This is a genomic window from Kribbella sp. NPDC050281, assembly GCF_040655855.1.
GTDB lineage: Bacteria > Actinomycetota > Actinomycetes > Propionibacteriales > Kribbellaceae > Kribbella.
The window spans coordinates 49,078-68,974 of sequence record NZ_JBFAKS010000050.1 but is presented as its reverse complement, the minus strand read 5'-3'; the positions used below and the strand labels follow the sequence as shown (position 1 = coordinate 68,974).

Genomic DNA, 19,897 nt, shown 5'->3' with positions numbered 1-19,897 from the left:
GACGAGGCCCCGGACCGGCGCGTCGGCCAGACCGGTCTTCCCGTCGTAGTAGCTGCGCTCGTCGGAGATCACCTGAGTGGGACGGTTCGGCGTCGTGGGTCCACCCACCAGACCGGGACGCCTCACCGGCCTCCGCGTCGGCTCCAAGGCGTACGACGTCACCGCCACCGGCATCGCCTGAACGCTCTCCGCCCCGTCTCATGGGCGGACCCACCCCGCACGGTGGCGGCCCACCGAATCCGCCTGGCACCCCACCGCCTAGCCACCCCCCGGTCCGCTCTGGCGGGTTGACCTATGAGTCTGTGGGTTGGCCAGCCGCACGCGGTGGGCCAACCCACACGCGGGTGGGTCCACCCACCAGAGCCGGACGAGAGCGGGCGGGGCACGGGTGAGTCCACCCACCAGAGCAGGTCGCCTCACCGGCCTCGGCGTCGGCTCCAAGGCGTACGACGTCACCGCCACCGGCGCAACCCCCACCCCACCAACCTGACCCACTCCTCACCCCACCCCGCCCTTCCCCACCCCGCCGTCTACCCCGCCACCCTCTCTCCCCAACCTGGCTGGTGGGTTGACCCACGAGCCTGTGGGTTGGCCAGCCGCACGCGGTGCGCCAACCCACACGCGGATGGGTCCACCCACCAGAGCGGGTCGGGCGAGGTGGGCCGGGTCGGGCGTGGTGGGCCGGGGCGAGGGCGGGGTGGGTCCACTACCAGAGCGGGACGGGAGTGGGTGGGTCGGGGCGGGCACGGGTGCGGGTGGGTCCACCCACCAGAGCAGGTCGGGCGAGGTGGCTGGGCGAGGGTGGCTGGGGCGAGGGCCGGGTGGGCGAGGTGGGGTGGTTAGGCGTGGGGTAGGGCGATGGCTTCGAGGAGGGACTCTTCGGCGCCGGCGAGGTGGCGGCGGAGTTCGTCGACGCATTCGTCCAGTTCGCCGCGTTCGAGCAGGCGGACCAGTTTGCGGTGGGATGCGACTTGTTGGCGTGCGTCCTGTCGCAGCGCGTCCACCCGGGCCAGTGCGAGTCGCGCCTCGCCGGTGACCGAGTCGGCGGTCGCGATGAGCCGTTCGCTGCCGGTGAGCGCGACCAGGCTGCGGTGGATCGCCAGGTGCGTTTCCGTCATCGCCTCCGGATCCGCGCCGTCCTTGGCGGTCGCGGCGAACGTCCGCATCGCCTCCCGGACCCGCTCGCGCGCGGCCTCGTCCGCGTCGAACCACGCCCGAATCCCGGCCGATTCCAGCACGAATCGGGCCCGGCAGATGTCCGCCACCGCGTCCGGGTGCAGGATCGCGACGCTCACGCCCTTGTTCGGCTCGCGGACCGCGAGACCCTCGGTGACCAGCATGGTCATCGCCTCACGAACGGTGCTCCGGGCAACGCCCAGCGCCTCGGCCAGCGGCTGCTCGCGCAACGGCGTACCGGGCTCGAGGTCGCCGGCGAACAGAGCGGAGCGCAGGGCGTCGACCACCCGGTCCACTGTCGTCGAGCGATCCACCCGCAGCCGTTCGTACATAGGGCGATTCTCGTCCAGGCAGGGTCCGTTGTCGCGCCCGGCACCCCCTGTGGATAACTCGCGACGCGCAAAGGCCCGTTTCAGGCAGGATTTTCGGGTGGGTGACATCAAGGTCGTGCCGATCGTCGGCGGCGTCGTGGCGGCGCTGTTCCTGCCGCTGCTGATCGTGCTGGCGCTGATCGTTGTCGGCCTGGCCGGGATGGATACGGCGGAGGCGCAGTGCGATCCGACCGGCCTGACGGGCAAGGGGAATCAGCAGCAGGCCTTCAACTTCTTCGTCTCGGCCGGCTACAGCAAGGAGCAGGCCGCGGGCGTGGTCGGCAACCTGATCACCGAGTCCAGCGTCGAGCCCGCACTGCGGCAGGGCGACCTACCGGGGACGGTCACGCATCCGGCCGACGTGGTCGACAGCTCGCTCGGGTGGGGCCTGGTGCAGTGGACTCCTGCGGGGAAGCTGATCAAGCCGGCCCGGGACGCGGGTGTCGACGACGCGACGATCGAGTCGCTCGAGTTCCAGTTGGACTTTCTCAAGGACCAACTCGACGGCGATGGACCCGTCCCGGAGAAGGCCGCCGGTGACCACCTGAAGGACGCCAGGACCGTCGACGAGGCGACGATTGCCTTCGGCTACCACTTTGAGCGCTTCGCTGATCGCGACGACCTGGCCGGCGCCAACTGGGCTCAGCGCAAGGCCGATGCCCGCACTGTCTTGGAGCGGTACGGCGACGGCGCGAGTGCTGGAGAGTGTGCCACGGCTGGGAACGGTGGCATCGTGCAGACCGCACTCACCCTCGCCTGGGACACCCCGGGCCACGGCCACGACCCGAAACCGGGGTACGCGGCGGCCGAGGCGGCGTACAACGGCTCCAAGGGGTACGACGAGTTGACCGACTGCGGTGTCTTCGTGGCGACCGTGATGGTGATGAGCGGTGCCGACAAGGATTACGTACGCCGGCTCACCAGTAGCCAGCGGGAGTACGTGCGATCGTCCCCGAAGTACGAGGTGTTCGAGGACCTGACCAACGAAGGGCAGTTGCGGCCCGGCGACATCTTCGTGCACGACGGTCACACATTCATCTACACCGGCAACTACACGGGCGGCGACGGGAAGACGTACAACGCGGCGTCGGCCTCGCTGACCGAGCATGTGCCGGAGGCGTCGCGCGTGTACTTCTCCGACTCGCGCGGCCACTACACCGTGGCGCGGAGGTCAGATGACTGAGAAGTTGTGGATCGTCTTGGGTGTCATCGCGTTGCTGATCGGTGGCTTCCTGGTGTTCCGCGGGGACGCGGAGCACACGCTGACCATCACGTCGATCCCGAACGATCTCGTCCTCACGCTGGACGGCAGGCAGATCCCGGCGAACGGCGACGTTGCGGTGAAGGCCGGCCGGCACAGGCTGACCGGTGAGCGGCACGGGTTCGCGACCTACACCGAGACCGTCGAGGTTCACGCGGACGCCGGCTACAAGATGTACCTGTTCGCGAACGACGCCGAGGGCCGTGCCTGGGAGACGGCTCATCCCGCCCAGGTGCTGGAGACCGAGTCCGACGCCGGCCGCCGGTTCGACGAGCTCAATGGACGGCTCGAGGCGAAGTACCCGCTTCTGCAGGAACTGCCCTTCGTCGGCCGCGGCTTCACCATTGACCAGGGCGTCTCCCGGGCTCATCCGGGAGACCCCGAGCACCTCGCCTTCTACGTCAAGCTGACCTATGCCGAGGGACGCAAGAACGCCCGCGACTGGCTCACCGGCCACGGGTACGACCCCGACGACCTCGAGCTCATCTACTCGGTCATGCCGGCAGGATGAGCTCGCCGCCCGGCGTGGTGATGGAGTGCAGCGGGAAGTCGAGCGGGTTGGTCAGGCACCGGGCGGACCCGCCGGCCTTGTGGAACTCGGTCAGGTCGAGGACGACCACGCGCAGTCCGAGTCCGGTGAGTACGTCGTGCAGGCGCGATGAGCACGACGGCATGATGATCGTCTCGTTCACCACGATCGAGTTGGCGCTGAACGCGAACGCCTCGTCGTCCGCCAGCACGATCGGATCCGGCACGAGGTCGAACAGCGCCGTCTGGCTCGCCGCGTCGAACGCCGCCGGGTAGACCATCGCGTGGGTGCTGTCGACCGGGCAGAACGGCAGGTCGAGGTGGTACATCCCCTCGTGGGCGATCCGCAGCCCGCGGACGCGGACGTTCCACTCGGTGGCCAGGTGCTTCAGGGCGTCCGCCTCGGTGCGCGGACCGTAGCCGACGACCAGGCTGTCGCCGAACACGAACGCGTCGCCGGACTCGAAGTGCGGCCCGACGCCGTCGCTGCCGGGCCGGCCGAGTGCGAACCCCTGGCCGACGAACCAGTCTCCCGCGGTCAGCGACTCCTTCCGGCGCGGCTCGAACCGCATGTGCGAGAGCATCGCGCGGCCGTCCGCCGCCGCGAGGCCCAGGTTCATCGCGTAGACCATGTCCGGCGAGTCCGGCCGCTGCGGCAGGATCTCGACCTCACCGTCGGCGTCCACGATCGCCTGACGCAGCGAGTCCCACTGCTTCAGCGCCAGCTCGGGATCCGGCTGGTCGTGCGTCGACATGTAGGGATTGATCACGTAGTCGATCCGGAAGTGGTCCGGACGGACCATCAGATACCGGCGACCCCACTCCAGCGGCTGACCCATGAACACCCTCCGATGACTGTTGAGACCTGCTGCCAGATCCCCTGATTGTCCGACAATCAGTCAGTGTGCAGTCAAGAATCGGTCCGCGCAACATGGGGGTTCACGAGGCCTCTGGAGTGACTCGGCGGAGCCTCTTGGTGTGACCCGGCGGGGCCTCTTGGTGTGACCCATCGGGCCCTTTTGGTGTGACCCAGCCAGGGTGGCCGGAGGGTGCGGTAAGGATTAACCTGCGGGCATGACCCCTGACAACGAGGTTCGCTTCCGCGGGTGCCTGGACGATGTCGCGGCTTACAAGCCCGGTCGTCCGCCCGCGCGCTCCGATGGCCGGCCGACGTACAAGTTGTCCAGCAACGAGAACCCGTACCCGCCGCTGCCCGGCGTACTGGCCGCTGCCACCGAGGCCGCGGCGCAGATGAACCGCTACCCGGACATGGGTGCGGTCGACCTGCTCGAGGCCTTGTCGGCACGGTTCGGCGTACCGGTGAGCGACCTCGCCGTCGGGACCGGGTCCGTCGCGCTGCTCTACCACCTGCTGCAGGCCGCGGTGTCCGAGGGTGACGAGGTGGTCTACGCTTGGCGCTCGTTCGAGGCGTACCCGATCGCCGTCCAGCTGACCGGCGCGACCTCGGTCCGGGTGCCGCTGACCGCCGACGCGCGGCACGACTTCAAGGCGATGGAAGCCGCGATCACCGAGCGGACCAAGGTCGTCCTGGTCTGTACGCCGAACAACCCGACCGGCCCGGTGGTCCGCGGGGACGAGTTGCTCGCGTTCCTGGACGCCGTACCGCGGGATGTCCTCGTCGTGCTGGACGAGGCGTACCGCGAGTTCGTCCGCGAGCCCGGCGTCGTCGACGGCGTCGAGGTCTACCGGGACCGGCCGAACGTCGTCGTACTGCGGACCTTCTCGAAGGCGTACGGGCTGGCCGGCTTCCGCGTCGGCTACGCGATCGGCCATCCGGAGGTGATCGCGGCGATCCGCAAGTGTGCGTTGCCGTTCGGGGTCAGCCACGTCGCGCAGGCGGCCGCGATCGCATCGCTGGCCGTCGAGGACGAGTTGCTGGAGCGAGTCGAGGCGCTGGTCGGCGAGCGGACCCGGGTCGTAGAGGAGCTGCGCGCCGCGGGTTGGGACGTGCCCGATTCGCAGACCAACTTCGTCTGGCTGGAGCTCGGCGAGGACACCATCGCCTTCGCCGAGGCGGTGCAGGCCGAGGGCGTCTCGATCCGTCCGTTCGCCGGTGACGGTGCCCGGATCTCCATCGGCGAACGTGAGGCGAACGACCTCTTCCTCGCGGTCGCGCGCGACTGGCGCAAGTGACGTCGGCGGCCAGGTCGCTGATCTGGATCTCGGGCGCATCGGCCGGGATCGGTGCGGCGCTGGCCGCGGCCGTGCCGTACCCGGACGCGCGGGTGATCGACCTGTCCCGGCGCGGCGGAGGTACGGCGGAACACTTCAAGGCCGACCTGTCCGATCCGGCCGACTGGGAGCGGGTCGAGAAGCACTTCGAGGCGGAGCTCGCCGGGTACGACGGTGATCGGGTCGTCTTCATCCACAACGCCGGGACGATCACGCCGATCGGCCCGGCCCACGCGGTCGACAGCGAGGCCTACACCAGTGCCGTGCTACTCAACTCGGTCGCGCCGCAGGTCCTCGGCCGAGCCTTCCTCACCGCGACCGCCGGCCTGCGCTGTGAACGCCACCTCGTGATGCTGTCCTCCGGCGCCGCCAAGACGCCGTACGCCGGCTGGTCGTCGTACACCGCGGGCAAGGCGGCCGTCGAGCAATGGGTCCGCACTGTAGGCGCAGAACAACCGCCCAACGGATGCCGCGTGATCGCGGTCGCCCCAGGCGTGGTCGACACCGCCATGCAATCCGAGATCCGTTCCACCGACGAACAGTCCTTCCCCTCCGTCGCCCGCTTCCACGACCTCAAACGCACCGGCTCCCTCGCCACCCCTGAAGCCGTGGCCACCGGCATCTGGTCCCTCCTCAGCCGCCCGCTACCCAACGGCTCCCGCGTAGACCTGAGAGAGCTCTAGTCACGCGAAAGCCCGGCCCGCGCTGGGACGGGGGCCGGGCGTGATGCGGCGCCGGGAGGAGTGAGGCTTGCTCCCGGCGCCGCGGATGGTGCTACCGAATCAGTCACCCCACCGAGGTGGCTCTTTCGGGTCCTGCATCACTGACCAGGGAGGGTCAGTTGTTCTGCTTCGAGTCCTGCTCGCAGGTCTTCAGCGTGTCAATCGAGTTGCCGTCGTTGAACGCGCCGAGGACGCCGGCCAGGTTCGTCAGCGGGACGTTGCCGCCGATGCCGGTCGCGGACAGCTCGTTGTGGCAGGCCTGGAACGGGCCGACGTTGTTGCGGCTCACCGACACCACGCCGTCGTCGCCCATCTTGTACCACTTGTGGTTGGCCTGGTCGTTGCCCTGCTCGCAGGTCTTGACAGCGGTGACCGAGTTGCCGTCGTTGAAGAAGCCCACGACGCCGGTGATGTCGCTCGCCGGCACGTTGCCGCCGATACCGGTGCCGGAACCGAACAGGTGGCAGGCCTGGAAGGGGCCGACGTTGTTGTCGTCGATGGCCAGGAGGCCGCCGTCGCGCTTGACGCCGTACCAGCCGTGGTTGCCGCCGTAGGCCTTGCTGGCCAGCGACGCCGCGTCGGCCAGACCGGTGTCCTGAGCCTTCTGCTGCGTGTCGTCGAGAACGTTCGCGCTCACAACGGTAGCCAGGCCCAGCGTGGCGACGGTCGCCACTGCCGCGGCGGCGGCGATCTTGCGAGTTACCTGCATTATGCCAGGTTTCCTTTCGGGTTTGACGGATTCGTCTTAGTGGTAACGACACCTGGCGGGGGCGGTTACAAACTTTTTTGTCAGCTATTGCGTCCGTTCGCGCACTCATAGGCGGCACGTGATGAGTTCCCTGACGGCGCAGCAAATCCACTCTGACCAGGCAACTTGCCGTCGGCCGAGGCTGTCGCCGAACCGATCGGCAGTTGATGGGAAATCGGCCGTAACCGAACCCGGAGTACGTCGTTAAGTCTGCGCGGGTGACGGATGAAACCCGGTGAATCGGAAGATTGTTTTCGGTGGGCTCGGTGGCCGCCGAACGAGCAATACCATGATGAATCGGAAATCGTTGAACCATTGCCGGAGTTTCGCGCCGTGTTTTTTCGGGGCAGGGCGCCGGCCGGCAAACCATGGCCCGCTGCCGCGCGCATCGGCAGCGGTGGGAGACCCGGGTCCTCAGGGGCCCGGGTTCTTCCGTCTGGAGACGCCGTCAGGTCCGCAGTCGCCGCTCGGCGGTGACCACGAGCGCGACGCCGAGGATGATCACCGCGCCGCCGAGCAGGATCTGCCAGGTGATGTGCTCGTCGAGGATCAGCCATCCGAGCAGTACGGCGACCGCCGGGTTCACGTACGCGTAGGTGCCGATCAACGAGATCGGCGCGTTCGCGAGCAGATACGAGTAGGCGGAGTACGCGAGCAGCGAGCCGAACACGATCAGGTAGCCGAGCGCCAGCCAGCCGGATCCGTCGATCCGGTCGAGGTGCAACCGGCCGGGCTCGCCGCGGATCACGCCGATCAGGACCATCGCCGTACCGCCGAAGACCATCTCGTACAGAGCGGTCACCAGCGGATCGCGCGGCAGGCCGAGGCGCGGGGCGAACCGCGAGCCGGTGGCCCAGCAGATCGTGCCGACCACCAGGATCGCGACCGACAGCGGCTTCGCGCTCGTGTTGCCACCTGACAACGCGAGCAGCGCCGCCCCGCCGAATCCGATCAGTACGCCGAGCCACGTCAAGCCGCGTGGACGCTCGCCACCGCCGACGCGCAGCAGCATCAGCCAGAGCGGGATCGCGGCCACCAGCAGCGCCGCCAGGCCCGACGGCACGGTCTGCTCCGCGATCGCGACCGCACCGTTGCCGAAGGCAAGCAACAGGATGCCGACCGTGGCCGCGCCGAGCGCCTCCCGGCGGGTGATCTTCAGCCGCCGCCAGCCCGACTTCAGGCTGAGCGCCGCGGCCAGCAGCAAGGCCGCGGTCAGGAACCGGGTCGCCATCCCGAGCATCGGCGGGATCTCCGCGTCCACAACCACCCTGATGCCCAGGTAGGTCGAACCCCAGACGACGTACACGACCACGAGCGCGGTCCAGATCATCGCGCTCGAGGCGGGCCGGGCGCCGGCGTCGGGCAGCGCGGCCGGGGCAGAAGCAGCCATCTGGAGCCTCCTCGGCCGTCAGGGGTGTCATGCAAAGACGATGCTTACGCTAAGCGGGCGGGCGTTGCCGCGCAAGCCGGTTTCCAGTCAGCAATCCGCTGTTTCCCGCCAGTCCATCAGCGCCGGGCAGTCTGCGCCGTACTGCCGATGGTGAGGAGAGTTGGATGCGGATCGCCGGTGTCACGCTTGCTGCGATGGTCGTCACGCTGGGTGTCCAGCCGGCGTACGCCAGTGGGCTCACGGAGGTGACCGCGGTCGCCGAGACCGCGCCGAACTGGGACGACGAAGCGGGCGGCAACGCCAATGCCGACGACCCGGCTATCTGGATCGACGCCAAGCACCCCGAGCGCAGCATCGTCCTCGGGACGCTGAAGAACGGTGGGCTGACCGTGTTCGACCTCGCCGGCAAGGAGGTCCAGCACATCGCGACACCACCTGCGCCGGTGCCGGGTCAGGAACCCGGACGCTTCAACAACGTCGACCTGGTCGGCAACCTCGCGGTCGTCACCGACCGCGGCCGCGACCAGCTCAGGACGTACGCGGTCAAGGCCGGGCGACTCACCGACGTGACCAGCGCCAAGGCGCCGCTGGTATTCAGCAAGGACACCGACGAGGTCCAGGACCAGCACACGGCGTACGGGCTGGCCGCCACCGAGATCCACGGACAGCCGGTCGTCGCGGTGACGCGGCGCAGCGAGACCCGGGTCGGCTTCTTCCGACTCGTCCCCGACGGCCACGGCACGATCACCTATCGCCCGATCGGCAATGTCGACCTGCCGAGCAGCTTCCGGCTGAGCGACGGCAGCACGTGGTCGCCGTGCGAGGAGCCCGGTGACCGTCCGCAGCTCGAGGGCATGGTCTTCGACCGCACGACCAACGACCTGTACGCCGCCCAGGAGGACGTCGGCGTCTGGCGCATCCCGCAGCACGGCAAGCCCGAGCTGGTGGAGAAGGTCCGCGAGTACGGCCAGCCGGCGGCGTACGACGAGGAGACCGAGGAGTGCGCGCCGACCGGGCCGGTCAGCCGGGACGCCGGGAAGTACCTCAGTGCGGACGCCGAAGGTCTGACGATCGCCTACGAGCACGGCAAGCGGATCATGTACGCGTCCAGCCAGGGTGACTCGACGTTCGCGTCGTACCGGATGGACGGTCGGCGGCTGGTCTACCGCGCCGGCTTCCAGGTGGTCGACGGTTCGGCGGCGGACGGCGTACAGCACAGTGACGGCGCGGCGGTGACCACACAGCCGCTCGGGCCGCGGTTCCCGCACGGTCTGTTCGCTGTTCATGACGGCGAGAACACGCCTGGTGACGGTGACCGCGAGGGCACGAACTTCAAGCTCGTCCGGCTCGAGAAGCTGCCCTGATCGCAACGCAGTTGTGACAGATGCTGTCAGGGCTGCAGATTTCTGTAATATGAGCGTTGGGATATGACCAGTGGGTGGACTGGTGTCTCGTGCCAGGACCGGTTTCGGTACCGGCGTACCCGCGAGCGTCCACACAGTTAGCGGATCAGGCAACCCGCTGGGTACGGTGTCCCGCAAGTAATACAGCCAGTCAGGCCGGTGAGGAGGTCTACTGGTAGTAGTGCCAGTGCATCAACCCTGGATCCACGCGGTCCTGCCTGCGAAGCCTCACCCGGCTGAAGGGGCCGGCCCGCGCAACGTTGCGGTCGCGGCGATCCCGCGCTCGAACCCGAGGAGTGCATGTGAGTGAGTCGGTGCCGGGGATCACCCCGGAAGTGTTCGCGCCCGTCGAGGCGCCGGTCAGTCCGCCCCAGGCCTCCGAGGAGGTCGAGTTCGTCCAGCTGCTGACGCCCGAAGGTGAGCGCGTCGAGCACCCGGACTACTCGTTCGACCTCGACGACGAGGCGATCAAGGGCTTCTACCGGGACATGACCCTGGTCCGCCGGATCGACACCGAGGCCACCGCCCTGCAGCGGCAGGGTGAGCTCGGTCTCTGGGCGTCGCTGCTCGGCCAGGAGGCCGCGCAGATCGGCTCCGGCCGCGCCCTGAACTCCAAGGACATGGTCTTCCCGACCTACCGCGAGCACGGCGTCGCCTGGTGTCAGGGCGTCGACCCGCTGCGGCTGCTCGGTCTGTTCCGCGGCGTCGACCAGGGTGCCTGGGACCCGCGCGAGAACAACTTCCACCTGTACACGATCGTGATCGGCGCGCAGACGCTGCACGCGACCGGGTACGCGATGGGCCAGCAGCGTGACCACGCCATCGGCGACGCCGAGAACGGCGAGGCGACGATCGCGTACTTCGGCGACGGCGCCAGCAGCCAGGGCGACGTGAACGAGGCGTTCATCTGGGCCTCGGTCTTCAACGCGCCGGTCGTGTTCTTCTGCCAGAACAACCAGTGGGCCATCTCCGAGCCGATCGACCGGCAGACCCGGATCCCGCTGTACCAGCGCGCGGCCGGCTTCGGCTTCCCCGGCGTCCGCGTCGACGGCAACGACGTACTCGCGACGTACGCCGTCTCCCAGCAGGCGCTGAAGCGGGCCCGGGAGGGCAGCGGCCCGACCCTGATCGAGGCCTACACCTACCGGATGGGTGCCCACACCACCTCCGACGACCCGACGAAGTACCGGCTCAGCGAGGACCTCGAGCACTGGAAGCTGAAGGACCCGATCGAGCGGGTCCGCGCGTACCTGACCCGGACGGCCGGGGTCGACCATGACTACTTCGACCAGATCGACGCCGAGGCCGACGAGGTCGCCGCCACGCTGCGGGCCGGCTGCCTGTCGATGCCGGATCCGGAGCTCACCGACTTCTTCGACACCGTGTACGTCGAGCAGACGCCGCAACTGATCGAGCAGAAGGCACAGTTCGCCGCGTACGCCGCTTCGTTCGAAGGCGAGGTTCGGTGATGACGAAGATCACTCTCGGCAAGGGCATCAACGCCGGCCTGCGGGCCGCGATGGAGGCCGACCCCAAGGTCGTCGTGATGGGCGAGGACATCGGCAAGCTCGGCGGGGTCTTCCGGGTGACCGAAGGACTGCAGAAGGACTTCGGCGAGGACCGGGTGATCGACACCCCGCTGGCCGAGTCCGGCATCATCGGGACCGCGGTCGGCCTGGCGCTGCGCGGGTACCGGCCGGTCTGCGAGATCCAGTTCGACGGGTTCGTGTTCCCGGCGTACGACCAGATCATCAGCCAGGTCGCGAAGATGCACTTCCGGTCGCACGGCCGGATCCGGATGCCCGTCGTGATCCGGATCCCGTACGGCGGCGGCATCGGCGCGGTCGAGCACCACTCGGAGTCGCCGGAGACGCTGTTCGCGCACGTGCCCGGTCTCAAGGTGGTCTCCTGCGGCGACCCGGTCGACGCGTACTGGATGATCCAGCAGGCGATCGCCACCGACGACCCGGTGGTGTTCTTCGAGCCGAAGCGCCGCTACCACGAGAAGGCCGAGCTGGACGAGTCCGTGCCGCCGGCGCTGCCGCTGCACCAGGCGAAGGTGGTCCGTGAGGGCACCGACGCGACGCTGCTCTGCTACGGCCCGATGGTGAAGACCTGCCTGCAGGCCGCCGAGGCCGCGGTCGAGGACGGACGGCAGCTCGAGGTCGTCGACCTGCGCACGATCTCGCCGTTCGACCTGCCGACGATCTTCGCCTCGGTGAAGAAGACGCGGCGGGCGATCGTCGTGCACGAGGCGCCGTACACGCTCGGCCCGGGCTCGGAGATCGCGGCGCGGTTGACCGAGGAGTGCTTCTACCACCTGGAGGCGCCGGTACTGCGCGTCACCGGGTTCGACACCCCGTACCCGCCGTCGCGGATGGAAGAGGACTACCTGCCCGACCTGGACCGGGTGCTCGACGGTGTCGACCGGGTGATGGGGTACTGATGGGCATCCAGCACTTCCGCCTCCCCGACGTGGGTGAGGGTCTGGTCGAAGCCGAGATCGTCAGCTGGAAGGTCAAGCCGGGCGACACGGTCAAGCTCAACGACACCGTGGTCGAGATCGAGACCGCCAAGTCGCTGGTCGAGCTCCCGGTCCCCTTCGCCGGCACCATCGCCGAACTTCTCGTCCCCGAAGGCGAAACCGTCCCGGTCGGTACGCCGATCATCGCCGTCCAAACCGACTCCGCGGGCGACGAGACCCCACCGGCCGACGCCGGCACCGAAGACCTCGTTCCCGCGATCCCCGAGCCCGACAACGGCGGCCGCACCGCGGTCCTCGTCGGCTACGGCCCCCGAACCACCGAAGCCAAACGCCGCCCCCGCAAGAGTTCCCGCCCTGCATCTCCGGCGGTCGAGGTGCAGGCACCCGTGCCTGTACCCGAACCAGTTGTTGCTCAGAGCAAAGAACCGGCAGGCTCCGTACATGTGCTGGCCAAGCCGCCGGTGCGGAAGCTGGCCAAGGATCTGGGCGTCGACCTCAGCACGGTGACGGCTACTGGGCCGGGTGGGATCATCACCCGGGCTGATGTCGAAGGGCATGTAGAGGCGCCGGCTCCGGTGGTTGAGGTTGCGCCGGTGGTCAGTGGGCGTGGGGACACTCGCGTGCCGGTGAAGGGTGTGCAGAAGGTGATGGCGCAGGCGATGGTTGCCAGTGCCTTCACCGCGCCGCATGTGACCGAGTGGATCACCGTGGACGTCAGCGCCACCATGGAGCTGGTCGACCGGCTCAAGGGTGACAAGGCGTTCCGCGATCTCAAGGTGTCGCCGTTGCTGATCGTCGCGAAGGCGGTCACCCTGGCAGCCCGTCGTACCCCGGTCATCAACGCGGCCTGGGACGAACCGGCGCAGGAGATCGTCTACAAGGGCGCGGTCAACCTCGGCATCGCCGCGGCCACCCCGCGCGGCCTGATCGTGCCGAACATCAAGAACGCCGACGCCCTCACGTTGCCCGAGCTCTGCGCGGCGCTGAACTACCTGGTCGCCACCGCCCGCGAGGGCAAGACCCAACCGGCGGATCAGGCCGGCGGCTCGTTCACGATCACCAACGTCGGCGTGTTCGGCGTCGACGCGGGGACGCCGATCATCAACCCGGGCGAGGCCGCGATCCTCGCCTTCGGCGCGATCCGCAAGCAGCCGTGGGTGGTGGACGACGAGATCGTTCCGCGCTGGATCACCACGCTGGCGCTGTCCTTCGACCACCGCCTGATCGACGGCGAGAAGGGCTCCACCTTCCTCGCCGACGTCGCCGGCATCCTCGAGGACCCCGCCCGCGCCCTGATGTTCTGAGCAACCCTGGAACGGCCCGGGCAGTCACCAGAGTGCCCGGGCCGTGCCAGGTGGCGGACCTCCGCCACTCACCAACCCGCCTGGGCGCGCGTGCCGCAGGCTCACGCGCGCTTGCGAGTCTCGTGGGGACCGGGGTTGGTGAGTGGGGGCGGTCCGCAAGTCAGCGGAGGGTGAGGACGAGCTTGCCGGTCGCCCGCGAGGTCTCGCCGATGCGATGGGCCTCGGCGGCCTGCTCGAGCGGGAACGTCCGCTCGACGTGCACCCGGAGCAGCCCGCGCTCGACCAGGTCGGTCAACCCGAGCAGCCCGATCCGATCCGGCTCGACCAACATCTCCGCAGTACGTACGCCGCGTGCGTAGGCATCCTGCCCAAGCTCCTCCGGCACCCCGCCGAGTACGGCGACCAGCAGCCCGCCCGGTCGCACGAACTCCAACCACCGCCGGTCCGATTCGGTCCCCGCCAGCCCGACCACGAGGTCGAGCTCGCCGGGGTCAGCCGCTGGATCGTGGTAGTCGAGTGGCTGATCCACCCCGATCGACCGCAAGAACTCGTGCTTCCCCGCACTCGCAGTCCCGACCACCTCGGCCCCGCGAGCCTTGGCGATCTGCACCGCCAGATGCCCGACCCCACCCGCGGCAGCATCAACCAGCACCCGCTGCCCAGCCTGTACGTCGGCCACCTCGACCAGGCACTGCCACGCGGTGAGCCCGGCCAGCGGCAACCCAGCCGCCTCCACGTGCGACATCCCCGTCGGCTTCCGCACGAACTGCCGCGACGGTGCCGTCACATAATCGGCGTACGCCGCCGCCTCCCGCGGAAACCAAGGCATCCCCAACACCTCGTCCCCCACGGCAACCCCGCTCGCGCCCACGCCGGCCTCCACCACCACCCCGGACACATCCCAGCCGAGCGTGTACGGCGGCTTCCCGAGGTACACCTCCTCCGCCCGAGTCACCCAGTCCACCGGGTTGACCCCCGCAGCATGCACCTCCACCAGCACCTCAGTAGGCCCCGGCACCGGCTTCTCGACCTCGGTCAGCTCGAGAACTTCTGGCCCTCCGAACTTCCACTGCCTCACAGATCGCATGCCTACAGCGTCTCAAGTACCAGGCGCACGAGCCGAGAAACCGATCGCGATCGGGTTTCCGCCGGTGAGAGGGTGTAGCGGTGGTGTTGATGGTGGTGCTGGGGGCGGCGGTTCTTCATGCGGCCTGGAACGCGATGGCTCATGGGGCGCCGGACCGGGTGGCGGGGCTCGCGTTGTTCGAGATCGCAGCGGGAGTGATCGGGCTCGTCGCGGTGCTCGTGATGGGGCTGCCGCCGGGCGGCACCTGGGGCTACATCATCGCGTCGGCGTTGCTGCACCTGGCGTATCTGGGTGGGCTGCTCGCGTCGTACCAGCTGGGGCAGTTCAGCCAGATGTACCCGTTGGCCAGGGGTACGTCGCCGTGGGTGGTCGCCGTGGTGTCGATCGTCGTACTGCATCAGGCGCTGGCCGCGGTCGAACTGGCGGGCGTGCTGCTCATCTCGGCGGGGCTGATCGCGCTGGTGTTCATCGGGCGGCCCGGGCGGCGGCAGTTGCCCGCGTTGCTGGCGGCCGTCGGGACCGGGCTGATGATCGCGTCGTACACCGTGGTCGATGGTCTGGCGGTGCACAAGATGCCCGTGCTCACGTACATGGGCTGGGTGTTCATGCTCCAGGGATTCGCGATGCCGCTGGTGGTGTTCGCGTGGCGCGGCCCTCGGGTCCTGCAGTTGCCCCGGGCTGCGGTCCTGTCGGGGCTCGCCGGTGGCGTGGTGTCGATGATCGCGTACGGGCTGGTGCTCTGGGCACAGACGCGGGGAACACTGGCGTCGATCGCTGCCCTCCGCGAAACCAGCATCATCTTCGGCGCGATCATCGGCGCAGTCTTCTTCGGCGAACGCTTCGGCCCTCGCCGAGCCCTGGCGGCCGTAGTAGTCGTCGCCGGAATCGTCCTCATCAGCACAGGCTGACGAGCGGGACGACCGGGTGCGGCCATGGCGGTGGACCGCCACGCCATCACAACCGTGTCTCCGCACTGACGCTCCCGCGGGGAAGCACCCCGAGCGTTGCGAATGTGATGGCCCGCACGTCCGCAAGCAGAACCCCGCCGCGACCCCCGCCCCGCCGCACCCCGCCGCACCCCGCCCCACGGAGCCCACCCCTGCCGGGACCCGCCTCCGTGTGGAATGCGGCGGGACGGCAGTGGTGCGGTTCGACAGGAGGTATCGACGCGATCCGGCGGGTCTCAGGCGTGAATTCTTCAGCGAACCTGGTTCTTGGACCGACACTTCCTGTCGAGCCGTACGCCCAACGACCACCAGCCACCGAGCCAGCCCCCGGCCATGGTGCGCTGAAGGTGGGTGTGGAACGGGTGAATGAGTGGGGGTCCTGGGCGGAGGACCCCCACTCTGACTGGTTAGCGATGTACTGCGTCGAGGGCGTCGGCGATGCCTTCACCGAAGAAGGCGTTGTTCGCGGTCGTCCCCGTGCAGCGGGCATCCGGGGTGGTCGGGCAGGCGGTGTCGTCCGCCTCGTTGCGCAGCACCCGCTCCAGGTCGCGCGGGCTCCACCACGGGTGCGCGGACTTCATCAGCGCGGCGACACCGGTGACGTGCGGCGACGCCATCGACGTACCGCTCATGGTTCCGTAGCGGCCACCCGGCAGGGTGGACAGGATCGAGCTGCCCGGGGCCGCGACGTCGATCTTGTTCAGGCCGAAGTTCGAGAAGCTGCTGCGCGCCCTGGCCTGGGTCGTGCTCGCCACGGTGATGACGCCGGGCAGCTCGGTCGGCATGTCCAGGCAGCTGTTGTTGATCTGCCGGGGGACCGGGGTCGAGTCGTTCGGGCTGCCGTTGTCGGTGGTCTTGTTGGCCAGGTCGTAGTTCGCGTTGCCGGCGGCCGCGACGGACAGCACTCCACGACCCGTCGCCCAGTCGTACGCGCGCCGCACCGCTTCCTGGACCGCGCCCTGGTCACCGTTGTCCTTGCACCAGAACTCGAACGGGTCGATGAAGTAGCTGTGGTTCGTGACGTCCATGTGGTGCTCGGCGGCCCACACGATGCCGCAGATCGAGTACTCCGGGTAGATGAAGCCGTCGTCGTTGACCACCTTGACCGACGCGATGCGCACGGCGGGAGCGACACCGACGATGCCGACGCCGTTGCGGGCCGCGGCGACCGTCCCGGCCACGTGCGTGCCGTGCGAGCTGGTGGTCGGCCGCCAGGCACCCACAGTGGTGTCCGGTACGCCGTTGTTCACACAGTTCACCGAGTCCTTGGCGTCGAAGTTCGGCGCCAGATCCGGGTGGGTGTCGTCGACACCGCTGTCGTTGATGCCGACCAGCACACTGCGGGAGCCGTCGGTGACCGCGTGGGCCTGGTCCGCCTTGATCTGGACCATGTCCCACTGCTCGATCTCGCGCGGATCCGGCACCGGCGCCGCTTCGGCGTCCTCGACCGACTTCACTCCGGCGGCGGACTTCGCCGTACCGACCGGGCCCTCGCTGACCGCGGCGGTGCGGGTCGCGCCGACCGACTGGACCTCTCGCCCGTTGTGGCCCGCGCGGACGTCGGTGCGGAAGTCCGGGTTCGTCGACTGGGCGATCACCACTCCGAGCTGGCCGTACGACGTCACGACGATCCCGCCGGCCGCCTCCACGGCGAGCTCGGCCTTGCGGACGTGACCGGGGGAGGCCTTGGTGTTGACCACGTAGTTCATCAGCGGCCCAGGCGCCGCCGCCGACGCCTGGTCGGACGGGACTGCGTGGGCGGTGGCGGCACCGAGTGTCGTCAGAGTAAGCGCAGTGGCAGCCAGGCCGGCTGTCCAGCGGCGCGGACGGGAGCTTCGGGACACGCTGCCTCCTCGGGGCGGGGAGCCTGGGTGAGGTCGGGCCAGGCTCGGTATCCCGAGACTCTAGAGCGGATTGCGAACCCATGGAGTTCTTCATCCACAACGCAGGGGAAACCCTCCACTTGTCACTACCTACAGTCCATCTGTTCACGCTCAGTTGCCCACATGCTGTGGATCGGCCTGTGGATAACTCGTGGACAAGCTGGGGAATACCTGGCCGCGGCGGTGGATTAGAGGTCTGTGTAAGATAGATACAACAGAGATACCAGTCGTATGGGTGGGAGTTCAGTGACAAGCGGGGTGCCGGAGAACGAGCCGGCCGTGTCGGTGTCGCGGTCAGCTCTGGAGTTGGGCGAGGAGACCGCGGAGATCGCCCGGGTGGTGGTCGAGGCGGCGCCGGGGGTCGAGAAGATCCCGGCGGCCGAGCGGGTCTACGCCTACGTGAAGGCGGCGATCCTGGACCGGGTCTACCCGGGCGGCGAGCTGCTCACCGAAGGTGAGCTGGCCAGCGCGGTCGGGGTGTCGCGGACACCCGTGCGCGAAGCGTTGCTCCGGTTGGAAGAGTCCGGCCTGGTGAAGCTGTACCCGAAGAAGGGCGCACTCGTTCAGCCGGTGCTGCCCCAGGAGATCGACGATGTCCTGGAGGCCCGCGAGCTGATCGAGACGCACGCCGCCGCGAAGGTCTGGCCGCGGCGCAAGCAGCTCGTCGAGACCCTGACCCAGCGCGTCGACGAGATGCGCGAGCACCGCCGCAGCGGCGACGCGAAGAGCTTCCTGGAGGCTGATCGCGCCTTCCACGAGGCCATCGTCGGTGCCGCTGGCAACCAAATCCTGGCCAAGCTCTACAACAGCCTGCGCGACCGCCAGGTCCGGATGGGCGTGCCCGGCATCCAGATGCAGCCGGCCCGGATGGACAAGTCGATCGCCGCGCACCAGGAGATGATCGACGCCCTCGGCGGGAACAGCGTGAAGCGGTTCCGCGAGCTCGTCGTCGCCCACATCGACTCCGCCTCGGCGGACCTGCGGAGTTCGCGTTGACCGAACTCCTCTTCCCCCTGGGCGGACGTCGCGCCTGGGCGGTGTGGACCACTGCTGTCCTCACCTACCTCGTGACCGTGCTGCACCGTGGCTCGATGAGCGTGGCCGGCCTGCAGGCCGCCGAGCGCTTCCACATCTCCGCATCCGCGCTGGCCAGCTTCACCGTCGTACAGCTGACCGTGTACGCCGCCATGCAGGTGCCGGTCGGCGTACTGCTCGACCGGTACGGCTCCAAGCGGCTGCTGATCACCGCGTCCGGCCTGCTGTTCGTGGCGCAGACTGCGTTCAGTCTGGTCGACTCCTACCCGGCTGCGCTCGCGGCTCGCGCCGTACTGGGTGTGGGCGACGCACTGGTGTTCATCAGCGTGCTGCGGGTCGTCATGTCGTGGTTCCCCGCGCTGCGGCAGCCGGTGATGTCACAGGCGACCGGAATGCTCGGTGGTCTCGGCGCGATCGTCTCGACCGTGCCGATGTCGGCGGCCTTCCACGCTTTCGGTTGGACCACCACCTTCGCCGCTGCCAGTGTGCTCAGTCTGGTGACCGGCGTACTCGTCCTGTTCCTGATCAAGGACACGCCGTACGACGAGCCGCTGCACCGGGCCAAGCAGTCGGTCACCGAGGTGCGGCACAACCTGCGGCGGGCGTGGAAGGAACCGGGCACGCGGTTGGGCCTGTGGACGCACTTCACCACCAGCTTCTCCGGCAGCACCTTCGGACTGCTGTGGGGCTTCCCGTTCCTGGTCAGAGGTGAGGGGCTGGCGCCGACGACTGCGGCGGCGATGCTTGTCCTGCCGGTGCTGGCGGGCCTCTGCTACGGCCCGCTGGTCGGTCGGTACGCCGCTCGGTTCCCCTTCTACCGCTCCTGGATCGTGCTGGCCGTGATCGCGGGGTCGGTCACGATGTGGACCGTCGTACTGCTCTGGCCCGGGCAGGCACCGATGCCGGTGCTCCTGCTGCTGATCGTCGTCCAGGCGGCCGGCGGGCCCGGGTCGATGCTCGGACTGGACTACGCCCGTACGTTCAACCCATCCACGCGGTTCGGGGCGGCGAACGGGATGGTCAACACTGGTGGGTTCATCGCCACGCTGCTGTGCATCGGCATGGTCGGCATCCTGCTCGACGCCTCGTCGGGCGGGGCACCCCAGACCATCACCGACTTCAAGTGGGCGCTGGCCTTCCAGTACGTGCTGTGGGCGATCGGCACCCGGCAGATCCTCAGGTACCGGCGGAAGGCCCGGGCCACGCTGGCCCGGTACAACCCGGAGATCTACGAGGCGCTGCGGGCCAACCAGGTCGTACCGCTGAAGGGCTAGGTCGTGTCTGCTGTCCCGCAGACACGACCTGTGCCAGCGGCTGGCATGCCCTGATACGGCCTGACAGCCGAGTGCCAGGGCGGTGCCAGA

The 19,897-nt window shown here is 68.8% G+C and carries 17 protein-coding genes; 11 read left to right on the top strand and 6 right to left on the bottom strand.

Features of this window, described 5'->3' with window-relative positions:
• Positions 1 to 839 precede the first annotated feature (839 nt).
• Entirely contained in the window at positions 840 to 1,508 is a 669-nt protein-coding gene (locus tag AB0I34_RS38285) for a GntR family transcriptional regulator (RefSeq protein ID WP_360455463.1), read from the bottom strand.
• 97 nt (positions 1,509 to 1,605) lie between these two features.
• Here AB0I34_RS38285 and AB0I34_RS38280 point away from each other — a divergent pair, with 97 nt between their 5' ends.
• Both AB0I34_RS38280 and AB0I34_RS38275 read left to right on the top strand, forming a co-directional pair.
• Positions 1,606 to 2,730 carry a phage tail tip lysozyme gene (locus tag AB0I34_RS38280; RefSeq protein ID WP_360455460.1) on the top strand — a complete coding sequence of 375 codons (1,125 nt, stop codon included), beginning with the start codon at positions 1,606 to 1,608 and terminating at the stop codon, positions 2,728 to 2,730.
• Positions 2,723 to 3,319: a PEGA domain-containing protein gene (locus AB0I34_RS38275; RefSeq protein WP_360455457.1), complete on the top strand. Its 597-nt coding sequence runs from the start codon at positions 2,723 to 2,725 to the stop codon at positions 3,317 to 3,319. The genes AB0I34_RS38280 and AB0I34_RS38275 overlap by 8 nt, the downstream gene beginning before the upstream one ends.
• Here the strand turns inward: AB0I34_RS38275 and AB0I34_RS38270 are convergent.
• Positions 3,303 to 4,175 carry an arginine deiminase-related protein gene (locus tag AB0I34_RS38270; protein ID WP_360455454.1) on the bottom strand — a complete coding sequence of 291 codons (873 nt, stop codon included), beginning with the start codon at positions 4,173 to 4,175 and terminating at the stop codon, positions 3,303 to 3,305. The two genes, AB0I34_RS38275 and AB0I34_RS38270, sit on opposite strands and share 17 nt — an antisense overlap.
• A 235-nt stretch (positions 4,176 to 4,410) precedes the next feature.
• Between AB0I34_RS38270 and hisC the strand changes: the two genes are divergently transcribed.
• Both hisC and AB0I34_RS38260 read left to right on the top strand, forming a co-directional pair.
• Complete coding sequence (gene hisC, locus AB0I34_RS38265; RefSeq protein ID WP_360455452.1) at positions 4,411 to 5,490, top strand: histidinol-phosphate transaminase; 1,080 nt, start codon at positions 4,411 to 4,413, stop codon at positions 5,488 to 5,490.
• A complete protein-coding gene (locus AB0I34_RS38260) occupies positions 5,487 to 6,212 on the top strand; it encodes an SDR family NAD(P)-dependent oxidoreductase (RefSeq protein WP_360455449.1) in 726 nt (241 codons plus the stop codon). The genes hisC and AB0I34_RS38260 overlap by 4 nt, the downstream gene beginning before the upstream one ends.
• A 154-nt stretch (positions 6,213 to 6,366) precedes the next feature.
• On the opposite strand, the gene AB0I34_RS38255 is transcribed toward AB0I34_RS38260, so the two are convergent.
• Together AB0I34_RS38255 and AB0I34_RS38250 are read right to left on the bottom strand one after the other, a co-directional pair.
• Positions 6,367 to 6,960 carry a hypothetical protein gene (locus tag AB0I34_RS38255; protein ID WP_360455446.1) on the bottom strand — a complete coding sequence of 198 codons (594 nt, stop codon included), beginning with the start codon at positions 6,958 to 6,960 and terminating at the stop codon, positions 6,367 to 6,369.
• A gap of 487 nt (positions 6,961 to 7,447) precedes the next feature.
• On the bottom strand, positions 7,448 to 8,389 hold the full coding sequence (locus AB0I34_RS38250; protein ID WP_360455443.1) for an EamA family transporter: 942 nt from the start codon (positions 8,387 to 8,389) through the stop codon (positions 7,448 to 7,450).
• Positions 8,390 to 8,553: 164 nt separating this feature from the next.
• On the opposite strand from AB0I34_RS38250, the gene AB0I34_RS38245 reads away from it, so the two are divergent.
• The 4 genes from AB0I34_RS38245 (at position 8,554) to AB0I34_RS38230 (ending at position 13,581) form a co-directional block, all read left to right on the top strand.
• On the top strand, positions 8,554 to 9,753 hold the full coding sequence (locus AB0I34_RS38245) for a phytase (RefSeq protein ID WP_360455439.1): 1,200 nt from the start codon (positions 8,554 to 8,556) through the stop codon (positions 9,751 to 9,753).
• A gap of 440 nt (positions 9,754 to 10,193) precedes the next feature.
• The gene (pdhA, locus tag AB0I34_RS38240; protein WP_360455469.1) at positions 10,194 to 11,261 is read left to right on the top strand and encodes a pyruvate dehydrogenase (acetyl-transferring) E1 component subunit alpha; all 1,068 of its coding nucleotides are present in this window, start codon (positions 10,194 to 10,196) and stop codon (positions 11,259 to 11,261) included.
• Positions 11,261 to 12,238: an alpha-ketoacid dehydrogenase subunit beta gene (locus AB0I34_RS38235; protein WP_360455436.1), complete on the top strand. Its 978-nt coding sequence runs from the start codon at positions 11,261 to 11,263 to the stop codon at positions 12,236 to 12,238. The genes pdhA and AB0I34_RS38235 overlap by 1 nt, the downstream gene beginning before the upstream one ends.
• Entirely contained in the window at positions 12,238 to 13,581 is a 1,344-nt protein-coding gene (locus AB0I34_RS38230; protein WP_360455433.1) for a dihydrolipoamide acetyltransferase family protein, read from the top strand. The genes AB0I34_RS38235 and AB0I34_RS38230 overlap by 1 nt, the downstream gene beginning before the upstream one ends.
• Before the next feature lie 160 nt (positions 13,582 to 13,741).
• Here the strand turns inward: AB0I34_RS38230 and AB0I34_RS38225 are convergent, their stop codons facing one another.
• Positions 13,742 to 14,668 (bottom strand): NADP-dependent oxidoreductase, encoded by a 927-nt coding sequence (locus tag AB0I34_RS38225; RefSeq protein ID WP_360455430.1) that lies wholly within the window; start codon positions 14,666 to 14,668, stop codon positions 13,742 to 13,744.
• 89 nt (positions 14,669 to 14,757) lie between these two features.
• On the opposite strand from AB0I34_RS38225, the gene AB0I34_RS38220 reads away from it, so the two are divergent.
• Positions 14,758 to 15,576: a DMT family transporter gene (locus AB0I34_RS38220; RefSeq protein WP_360455466.1), complete on the top strand. Its 819-nt coding sequence runs from the start codon at positions 14,758 to 14,760 to the stop codon at positions 15,574 to 15,576.
• A gap of 446 nt (positions 15,577 to 16,022) precedes the next feature.
• On the opposite strand, the gene AB0I34_RS38215 is transcribed toward AB0I34_RS38220, so the two are convergent.
• Complete coding sequence (locus AB0I34_RS38215; RefSeq protein WP_360455427.1) at positions 16,023 to 17,459, bottom strand: S8 family serine peptidase; 1,437 nt, start codon at positions 17,457 to 17,459, stop codon at positions 16,023 to 16,025.
• Between the two features lie 285 nt (positions 17,460 to 17,744).
• Between AB0I34_RS38215 and AB0I34_RS38210 the strand changes: the two genes are divergently transcribed.
• Positions 17,745 to 18,494, top strand: coding sequence for a GntR family transcriptional regulator (locus tag AB0I34_RS38210; RefSeq protein ID WP_360455425.1), 750 nt, complete (start codon positions 17,745 to 17,747; stop codon positions 18,492 to 18,494).
• Entirely contained in the window at positions 18,491 to 19,807 is a 1,317-nt protein-coding gene (locus tag AB0I34_RS38205; RefSeq protein WP_360455422.1) for an MFS transporter, read from the top strand. The genes AB0I34_RS38210 and AB0I34_RS38205 overlap by 4 nt, the downstream gene beginning before the upstream one ends.
• Positions 19,808 to 19,897 lie beyond the last annotated feature (90 nt).